We start from the raw sequence: 9,545 nt of genomic DNA, 5'->3' as shown, positions 1-9,545 counted from the left end.
GCGCGGCCCCACCCACGCTGACCACCGGCAGCACCCCGAAGGAGCGGGTCGGCTACACGCGCGGCCCCACCCACCGCAACCACCCGGACCAACCCCGAAGAGGAGCTCAGCCACCGATCCGGTCGATGACCAACGGCTGCGCGACCACCTCGTCGGACGAGCCGACGTCGTACCCGCCCTCGAGCGACGCGAGCGCCCGCTCGAAGCGGGCCGGCTCGTCGGTCAGCAACGTGAACAGCGGCTCGCCGGCGGTCACCGCGTCGCCCGGACGTGCGTGCCAGACGACTCCGGCGCCGGCCTGGACCGGGTCCTCCTTGCGCGCGCGGCCCGCGCCGAGGCGCCAGGCCGCCATCCCGACCGCCATCGCGTCGAGGCGGGTGAGCACCCCGGTGGCCGGGGCGGTGACGACGTGCGACTCCCGCGCGGTCGGCAACGCGGCGTCGGGGTCGCCGTCCTGGGCGCGGATCATCGCCTTCCAGGCGTCCATCGCCGTGCCGTCGGTCAGCGTCTCGGCCGGGTCGACGTCCTCGCGACCGGCGGCGGTGAGCATCTCGCGAGCCAGGGCGACGGTCAGCTCCACGACGTCGGCCGGACCCCCTCCGGCCAGCACGTCGACGGACTCCGCCACCTCGATCGCGTTGCCGGCCGTGAGACCGAGCGGGGTGGACATGTCGGTAAGCAGGGCGACGGTGCGTACGCCGGCGTCGGTGCCGAGGCCCACCATCACCTCGGCGAGCTCGCGGGCGTCGTCGACGTCCTTCATGAAGGCGCCGCTGCCGACCTTGACGTCGAGGACCAGCGCGCCGGTGCCCTCGGCGATCTTCTTGCTCATGATCGAGGAGGCGATCAGGGGGATCGCCTCGACCGTGCCGGTGACGTCACGCAGCGCGTAGAGCTTCTTGTCGGCCGGGGCCAGGCCGTCGCCGGCGGCGCAGATGACCGCGCCCACGGACTCCAGCTGCGCCATCATCTCGGCGTTGGACAGGGCGGCGCGCCAGCCCGGGATCGACTCGAGCTTGTCGAGGGTCCCGCCGGTGTGGCCCAGGCCGCGCCCGGACAGCTGGGGCACGGCCACGCCGCACGCGGCCACCACGGGCGCCAGCGGCAGCGTGATCTTGTCCCCGACACCGCCGGTGGAGTGCTTGTCTGCGGTGGGACGCGAGAGGGCGGAGAAGTCCATCCGCTCCCCCGAGGCGATCATCGCGGCGGTCCAGCGACTGATCTCGGTGCGCTGCATCCCGTTGAGCAGGATCGCCATGGCGAGGGCCGACATCTGCTCGTCGGCGACGTCGCCGCGCGTGTAGGCGTCGATGACCCAGTCGATCTGGCTGTCGGTGAGGGTGCCGCCGTCGCGCTTGGCGAGGATGACCTCGACGGCATCGTGCGCAGTCATGCGCAGACCCTACGGTGTGGACACGCGCACCGAGTCGTAGCCCCGGAGCACGAAGGTCCCCCGCGACTCCGGCTCCCCGGCGAGGGCGAGGTCGGGGTGCCTGGTCCACAGCGCACCGACCGACTCGACCAGCTCCATCCGGGCCAGCGGGGCACCCAGGCAGAAGTGGACCCCCGCCCCGAAGGCCACGTGCGGGTTGTCGGCCCGGTCGACGTCGAAGGTGTCCGGCGCCTCGAAGGCCGCCGGATCGCGGTTGGCGGCGCCCAGCAGCGCGGCCACCTTCTCGCCCTCCCGGATCCGGATGCCGGCGAGCTCGACGTCGGCGGTGGCGGTGCGCTCGAAGAGCTGCAGCGCCGAGTCGAAGCGGAGCATCTCCTCGACGGTCCGGGCGACGTCGTCACCCGGTCGGAGCCCGCGTCGCAACATGGCGACCAGTCCGTTGCCGAAGACGTTGACCGAGGCCTCGTGACCCGCATTGAGCAGCAGGACGACGGCGGCCACGACCTCGTCGTCGGTGAGCTCGGTGGCCGCTAGGTCGGTGATCAGGTCGTCGGCCGGGCTCCCCCGTCGTACGGCGAGCAGGTCGCGCACCAGGGCGGCGAAGTCGGCCGCGGCCGCGAGCGCCGCGTCCTGCACCGCGGCGGAGGGCGCGACCTCGTACATCCGCACGATCGCCTGCGACCAGCGCCGCAGGTCTCCGGTGTGGCTGGCCGGCACGCCGAGCAGCTCGGCGATCACCAGGACGGGCAAGGGCTCGGCGTAGGCGTGGATCACGTCGAAGCCCGCGGGATCCAGCTCCTCCAGCAGGCTCATCGCGAGCTCCTGCACGCGTGGGCGCAGGCGCTCGATGTGACCCCGGTTGAAGGCCCGCGCCACCGGACGCCGCAGGCGCGTGTGGTCGGGCGGCTCGTTCTCCATCATCTGGTTGCGGTGCAGCAGGTTGAAGGGCTCCATCGCCGCGGCCGGCTCCTTGTCGCGCCAGATCCGGCCCAGCCTCCGGTCGCGCAGCACCGCGCCCGCCGTGGCGTGCGCGAACGTCAGGTAGGTGCCCGACGTCTCGTGCCGGGCGAGGGAGTGCCGGGCACGTTCTTGGGCGAAGAACGGGTAAGGGTCGGCCACCACCTCGGGGTCGGCCAGGTCAAGCGAGGTCGTCGGGACCGAAGGCATCGGGGAGCACCTCATCCATCCTCTTGATGCCCGAGACGGTCTGCAGCAGCAGGTCGGGGCCGCCGTTCTCGAAGAGCAGCTGGCGGCAGCGGCCGCACGGCATGATGGTCTCGCCCTCGCCGTTGACGCACGCGAAGTGCGTGAGGCGTCCGCCGCCGGTGATGTGGAGCTGGCTGACCAGCCCGCACTCGGCGCAGAGCGCGACCCCGTAGGCAGCGTTCTCGACGTTGCAGCCCACGACGATGCGTCCGTCGTCGACGCGGGCCGCGGCCCCGACCCGGAAGCGGGAGTAGGGCGCGTAGGCGTGCTGCATCGCCTCGACGGCGGCGGCCCGCAGGCCGGCCCAGTCGAAGTCACCGGCGACGTCACCGGCGACGGAGTCCTCCCGTGGAGCGCTAACCGGCCGACCCCTTCCGATAGACCTGCCCATCGGCTGCGGGCATGCGTAGTCGTTGGGACGCGAAGGCCAGCACGAGCAGCGTCGTGACATAGGGCGCCATGGTCACGAAGTCGCCGGGGACCTCGTCGATGAGGAAGTAGACCGCGGCGACCAGGACGCCGATCCCGATCGTGATGGCCCCGCCGACGGTCTTGCGGCGCAGGATGAGCACGGCACCGCCGACGACGGCCAGCACGGCGACGGCGAGCAGCAGTGCGCGCACCGACGTACCGCCTTGGCGCAGGCCGAGCGTCTCGGTGTAGCCGAACAGCCCGGAGCCCATCAGCAGTCCGCCCGGGCGCCAGTTGCCGAACAGCATGGCGGCCAGCCCGATGTAGCCGCGCCCGCCGGTCTGCCCGTCGCGGTAGTTGCTGGAGGCGACCATGGCGAGGACACCGCCGGCGAGTCCGGCGAAGCCGCCGGAGATCAGCACGGCGCCGAACTTGTAGCGCATCACCGCCACACCGAGCGACTCCGCGGCCGACGGGCTCTCGCCGCACGAGCGCAGGCGCAGCCCGAAGGCGGTGCGCCACAGGAGGAAGTAGCTCAGCACGAGCAGGGCCAGACCGATGAGCACGAGCACCGACAGGTTGGTGCAGAACGCCCGCAGCAGCGAGGCGACGTCGGAGACGAGGAACAGGTCCTGGTCCTCGAGATCGCCCAGCCCGTCGCTCAGGGGACCTATCGTGATCGTCGGCAGGCTGGGGATCTTGGGCGACTGGGTCGCGCCTGCGCCCGGCAGACCCACGAAGGTCAGCGACGCGAGGTACTGCACGGCGCCCAGGGCGATGATGTTGATCGCCACGCCGGAGATGATGTGGTCGACGCCGAAGACGACGGTCGCGGTGGCGTGGATCAGGCCGCCGATCATCCCCAGCGCGATGGCCCCGATCACGCCGGCCCACGCCCCGTAGGTGTAGCCGAAGTAGCCGGCCCCGTAGGTGCCGAGGATCATCATGCCCTCGAGGCCGATGTTGACCACTCCCGCGCGCTCGGCCCAGAGGCCGCCCAGTCCGGCGAGCATGATCGGGCTCAGTGCGATGAGGGTCGCGCGGATCGTGCCGGACGAGGTCAGGTCGTCGGCCCCGGTCACGACGCGCAGGACCGAGAGCGCGGCGAAGCCGAGCACCAGCCCGACGATCAGCCACCAGCGACCCGAACGTCCCGACCAGGGTCGGAGCCGGTGGTTGCCCTCGGGACCCGGTGTTGCTCCGACCGGCGTCGTGGCCTCGGTAGGGGTACTCATGCCGTCACCTCCTTCGGCTCATCGACGGGTCTGTCCGCCTTGGCCACCTGCTGCTGCTCGAGGCGGACGCCGAAGCGACGGACGATCTCGTAGGAGATCACCACGGTGAGCACGATGACGCCCTGCGTGATCGCCACGATGTCCGGGGAGACGCCGACGAGGATCTGCAGCGGGTTGGACTGCTCGTCGAGGAAGGCGAACAGCAGCGCGCCCAGGGCGATTCCGATCGGGTGGTTGCGTCCGAGCAGCGCGATGGCGATGCCGGCGAAGCCGAGACCCGACTGGAACGTGGAGCCGTAGGAGTAGGAGTCTCCGAAGAGGATCGGCAGGCCCACCAGCCCGGCGACCCCGCCGGAGATGAGCATCGCGCCGATCGTCATCCGCTTGACGCTGATGCCCGAGGCGACCGCCGCGGTCGTCGACTGGCCGGTGGCGCGCAGGTTGAACCCGAAGCGGGTCTTGTTCAGCACGAACCAGTAGGCGAAGCCGGCCGCGACGGCGATGAAGATGAAGCCATAGATCTCGGTCCCGGGCCCGTCGCCGATGCTGAAACTGGGGATCCGGCTGCCCTCGGGGATCTCCTTGGTGCCGAGGGTGTTGCTGCCCTCCTCGCGCACCGCTGCCTTGCGCAGGAAGTAGGCCACCACCGAGGTCGAGATGAAGTTCAGCATGATCGTCGAGATGACCTCGCTGACCCCGCGGGTCGCCCGCAGCAGCCCGGCGATGCCGGCCCAGGCTGCCCCGACGAGGACCGCGGCGAGGATCGCCAGCGCGGTGTTGAGGTAGCCCGGGAGCCACGCCTCCCCGGCCACCACGGCGGCCACGAAGGCGGCGATGCGGTACTGCCCGTCGACCCCGATGTTGAAGAGGTTCATCTTGAAGGCCACCGCGACGGCCAGGCCGGAGAGATAGAGCACGGTGGCGTTGTTGATGATGTTGGCGAGGTTGCGCTGCTCGGGGAAGGTGAGGATCTCGCCCCAGACCTCGCCCACCGGGTCGCCGGCGATGATCAGCACCAGGCTGGTGATCGCGAACGCCGCGACGAGGGCGAGCGCGGCGGCCAGCAGGCCGAGCAGGAAGGAGACCAGGCGGGTGCTCACGCGCTCGCCCCCGCTCCGGTCATCGCCGAGCCCAGCTGTTGCGGGGTCACGTCCGAGGGGTCGAAGGAGCCGACGAACCTGCCACGCAGGATCACCTCGATCCGGTCGGAGAGCCCGATCAGCTCATCGAGGTCGGCGGAGATGAGCAGCACGGCGAGTCCCTCCCGGCGAGCGGTCTTGATGTGGTTCCAGATGGCGGCCTGGGCGCCGACGTCGACGCCGCGCGTCGGGTGGGCGGCGATCAGCAGGATCGGGTCGCCGCTCATCTCGCGGCCCACGATCAGCTTCTGCTGGTTGCCTCCGGACAGCGCACGGGCGAGCACCCCCGCGCCGGGCGTTCGCACGTCGTACTCGTCGATGATGCGCAGCGTGTCCTGTCGGGCCGCTCGCTTGTCGACGATGCCGTGCTTCACGCTCGGCGGCCGGCCCTGGTGGCCCAGGACGCGGTTCTCCCACAGGGGCGAGTCGAGGAGCAGACCGTGGCGGTGCCGGTCCTCGGGGATGTAGCCGATGCCGCTCTCGCGACGCTGTCGCGTGGACGCGGTGCTCAGGTCGGCGTCGATCAGGCGGATCGAGCCGGTGGCGCGCTCGCGCATCCCCATGATGGCCTCGACGAGCTCGGCCTGGCCGTTGCCCTCGACTCCGGCGATCCCGAGAATCTCGCCCCGGTGGATGTCGAAGGAGAGGTCGTCGAGCAGCGGCCGGGCGCCGCTGCCGGGCAGGGACAGCGACTGGACGCTCAGCAGCACCTCGTCGGTGACCGTCGAGGCCTCCGAGGACGCCTGGGGCAGCTCCGAGCCGACCATCAGCTCGGCCAGGTCGCGCGCGGTGACGGACGAGGGATCGGTGACGGTCGTGACCGTGGTGCCGCGGCGGATGACCGTGATCTCGTCGGCGACCGAGAGCACCTCGTCGAGCTTGTGCGAGATGAAGATGACCGCCAGGCCTTCGTCCTTGAGGCCGCGCAGGTTGCCGAACAGCTCGTCGACCTCCTGCGGCACCAGGACCGCGGTCGGCTCGTCGAGGATGATCGTCCGCGCGCCGCGGTAGAGGACCTTGAGGATCTCCACCCGCTGCCGCGCGCCGACTCCGAGGTCCTCGACCAGCTCGTCGGGCTCCACCCCGAGGCTGTAGGAGTCCGAGATCTCCACGATCCGCTTCCGGGCGCGTCCGCCGATGCCGTGGAGCTTCTCCGCGCCGAGCACGACGTTCTCGAGGACGGTGAGGTTGTCGGCCAGCTGGAAGTGCTGGAAGACCATCCCGACCCCGGACTTGATCGCGTCGGCCGGCGATCCCATCGAGACCTGGGTGCCGTCGACCTCGATGGTGCCCGAGTCGGGGCGCTGCACGCCGTACAGGATCTTCATCAGCGTCGACTTGCCGGCGCCGTTCTCACCGACGATGGCGTGGATGGTGCCGCGCATGACGTCGATGTTGATGTTGTCGTTGGCGATGACTCCCGGGAAGCGCTTGCCGATGCCCTGGAGTCGGACTGCCGGGACCTCGGGCACGGGGTTCGACACGTGTGCTCCTTCGTGGGCGGGGCTCAGATGCTGCGCTCTGCAGGCTAGGCCATGTCTGGTTCGGCGGGAGACACCACGGGCCGCGGAGACGCCCGGAGGCGTGTCCGCGGCCCGATGGAGCCGTCGTGCTGGGTCGGTCAGGACCCGATCAACTCCCGGATCAGGGAGCGGTCGGGACCTCGATCTCCCCATCGATGATCTGCTGCTTGTAGGCGTCCAGGTCGCCGGCGATGTCGTCGACCTGTCCTCCGCTGGTGGAGTAGCCCACACCGTCGGCCGCGAGGTCGTAGGTGGTGACACCGGAGGGAACCGTGCCGCCGACGACCTCGGAGAGGTACGTGTAGACGGCGACGTCGACGTTCTTGAGCATCGACGTCAGGATGACGTCCTGGACCGACGGGTCGGCGGTGTTGTACTGGTCGGAGTCGACACCGATGGCCAGGTTGCCCGACTCGGAGGCGGCCTCGAAGACACCGCCACCGGAACCACCGGCAGCGTGGTAGACGATGTCGGCGCCGTTGTCGAACATGCCCTGGGCGGCGGTCTTGCCCTTGGCCGGGTCACCGAAGCCGGAGAAGTCCGGCACCTGGGTCAGGTAGGTGACGTCGACGGTGATGTCGGGGTCGACAGCGGCCACACCGGCCTCGTAGCCGGCCTGGAACTTCTGGATCAGCGGCGTCTCGACGCCGCCGACGAAGCCGACCTGACCGGTCTCGGACTTGAGCGCGGCAGCGGCACCGACGAGGAAGGAACCCTGCTCCTCGGCGAAGACCAGGCTCGCGACGTTGTCGGCCTCGACGCTGGAGTCGTCGATGATCGCGAAGTTGACGTCGGGGTACTCGGCGGAGACGACACCGATCGAGGGTCCGTAGGCGAAGCCCACGGCGATGATCGGGTTGAAGCCGGCGTCGGCGAAGGTGCGCAGGCGCTCCTCGCGGGCGTTCTCGGCCTCGCCGTCCTCGGCCTCGGACTCCTGGGACGTCACGCCGAACTCGGCGACGGCCTGGTCCAGCCCGGCAGCGGCCGAGTCGTTGAACGACTGGTCGCCGCGGCCACCGACGTCGTAGGCCATGCCGACCATGAGGTCGCTCTGGGGAGCCTCGGTCTCCTCGGACGTGGTGGACTCGCCACCGGTGCCCGGGTCGGTGCTGGTTTCGGGCTCATCGCTTCCGCACGCGGTGAGCGCCAGGATGCCGGCGCTCAGAAGTGCTGCAATCTTGGTCGTACGACGCAAGATCCCTCCTCAGGGTTTGTGGTGTCCACGTGGGGTTGGGACACGAAATCAGACTGCACCCTAACCGCGTCCGGGCGTCCAGCACATGACTAACGGGCACAAATCCCTGGTTGTTACACGTCGGTGACCAAACCGGCGATCGCCGCCTCCGCCAGCAGCCGCGCGCCCAGGCCGATCGCTCGCTCGTCCACAAGCAGGTTGCCCTGGTGCAGGTCGTACGTCGGACCGCCCGGCGTGCGCGTCCCGAGCCGGAACATCGCGCCGGGGACCTGGGCGGTGTACCACCCGAAATCCTCCCCGCCCAGGCTCTGCGGGACCGTCGTCTGACCCGTCGGGCCCAGCACCGATAGCGCCGCTGCGGAGAGGATCGCGTTGCACCCGGGATCGTTGACCACCGGTGGGACTCCCTGAAGGTAGTCGACCCTGGCGGTGACCCCGTAGGGACGCACGATGTCGAGCACCGACTCCCGGACGATGGGCTCGCACTGGGCCCACGCCTCGGCGTCGAGGATCCGGACGGTGCCGCCCACCATGCCGTGCTCGGGGATCACGTTGACCGCCGATCCCGCCTGCACCAGGCCCCACACGACGCTGACCCCGGCCCGCGGGTCCAGGCGCCGGCTCAGCACCGCGGGCAGCTCGGTGGTCACCTTCGCCAGCGCGAAGGTGAGGTCGCCGGTGAGATGGGGGCGGGACGTGTGGCCGCCCGTGCCCGTGAGGTGCACCTCGAGCTTGTCGGCGGCGCTGGTGAGCGAGCCCGCGCGCATCCCGATGTGCCCCACGTCCACCGCCGGCTCGCAGTGCAGGGCGAAGATGCGGGCGACGTCGGCGAGCGAGTCCTGGGCGATGAGCTGGAGCGCTCCCCCGGGCATCACCTCCTCGCCGGGCTGGAAGAGCACCCGCACTCGGCCGGGCAGCTCGCCGCGCTGGTGCAGCTCGCCCAGGGCGAGTGCCGCGCCCAGCAGCGCCGTGGTGTGGACGTCGTGGCCACAGGCGTGCGCGACCCCCGGCACGGTGCTGGCCCACGGCACGCCGCTCACGTCCTGGACCGGCAGCGCGTCCATGTCGGCGCGCAATGCCGTGATCGGACCGTCCCCGGTCCCGAGGTCGGCCACGCAGCCGGTCGTCGTCAGGGGGCGAAGCCTCCAGCCGACACTTTCGAGCCGCTCGCCGACCAGCTTCGTCGTGCGCGTCTCGCCCCAGGAGAGCTCGGGGTGGGCGTGCAGGTCGCGGCGCAGCTCGACGAGCTCCGCGTCGTGCTTGGCGACGACGTCGGAGATGAGACCGGAGGCCGCATCTGACGTCGGATCGGAAGACAGGGGCACCTGGGACATTGGTCGCAAGGGTACCTATCTGGCAGGGACGGCCGCCCTGGTCACGGACTTCACGGCCCGGCTCTGGGTCGGTGTCGGATCCATTGGTCGGGTGGTGGGTGGTGGGGTC

General features: G+C 70.7%; 8 protein-coding genes. All 8 read right to left on the bottom strand.

Going from position 1 to position 9,545, the window contains the following annotated elements:
- Window positions 1–106 precede the first annotated feature (106 nt).
- Window positions 107–1,393, bottom strand: coding sequence for a thymidine phosphorylase (locus Q1K33_RS19855; protein WP_300406523.1), 1,287 nt, complete (start codon window positions 1,391–1,393; stop codon window positions 107–109).
- Window positions 1,394–1,402: 9 nt separating this feature from the next.
- Complete coding sequence (locus Q1K33_RS19850) at window positions 1,403–2,560, bottom strand: cytochrome P450 (protein WP_300406522.1); 1,158 nt, start codon at window positions 2,558–2,560, stop codon at window positions 1,403–1,405.
- Window positions 2,532–2,990 carry a cytidine deaminase gene (locus Q1K33_RS19845; protein WP_300406520.1) on the bottom strand — a complete coding sequence of 153 codons (459 nt, stop codon included), beginning with the start codon at window positions 2,988–2,990 and terminating at the stop codon, window positions 2,532–2,534. The genes Q1K33_RS19850 and Q1K33_RS19845 overlap by 29 nt, the downstream gene beginning before the upstream one ends.
- Window positions 2,956–4,245 carry an ABC transporter permease gene (locus Q1K33_RS19840; protein WP_300406518.1) on the bottom strand — a complete coding sequence of 430 codons (1,290 nt, stop codon included), beginning with the start codon at window positions 4,243–4,245 and terminating at the stop codon, window positions 2,956–2,958. The genes Q1K33_RS19845 and Q1K33_RS19840 overlap by 35 nt, the downstream gene beginning before the upstream one ends.
- Window positions 4,242–5,345 (bottom strand): ABC transporter permease, encoded by a 1,104-nt coding sequence (locus Q1K33_RS19835; RefSeq protein ID WP_300406516.1) that lies wholly within the window; start codon window positions 5,343–5,345, stop codon window positions 4,242–4,244. The genes Q1K33_RS19840 and Q1K33_RS19835 overlap by 4 nt, the downstream gene beginning before the upstream one ends.
- Window positions 5,342–6,868: an ABC transporter ATP-binding protein gene (locus tag Q1K33_RS19830; protein WP_300406514.1), complete on the bottom strand. Its 1,527-nt coding sequence runs from the start codon at window positions 6,866–6,868 to the stop codon at window positions 5,342–5,344. The genes Q1K33_RS19835 and Q1K33_RS19830 overlap by 4 nt, the downstream gene beginning before the upstream one ends.
- Window positions 6,869–7,028: 160 nt before the next feature.
- Window positions 7,029–8,102 carry a BMP family ABC transporter substrate-binding protein gene (locus Q1K33_RS19825; protein ID WP_300406512.1) on the bottom strand — a complete coding sequence of 358 codons (1,074 nt, stop codon included), beginning with the start codon at window positions 8,100–8,102 and terminating at the stop codon, window positions 7,029–7,031.
- A gap of 113 nt (window positions 8,103–8,215) precedes the next feature.
- Window positions 8,216–9,436, bottom strand: a complete 1,221-nt coding sequence (locus Q1K33_RS19820; protein WP_300406510.1) for an amidohydrolase — start codon at window positions 9,434–9,436, stop codon at window positions 8,216–8,218.
- Between the last annotated feature and the right edge of the window lie 109 nt (window positions 9,437–9,545).

The organism is Nocardioides sp., assembly GCF_029937575.1.
Classification (GTDB): Bacteria; Actinomycetota; Actinomycetes; order Propionibacteriales; family Nocardioidaceae; genus Nocardioides.
This window is presented reverse-complemented; position numbering and strand designations above follow the sequence as displayed.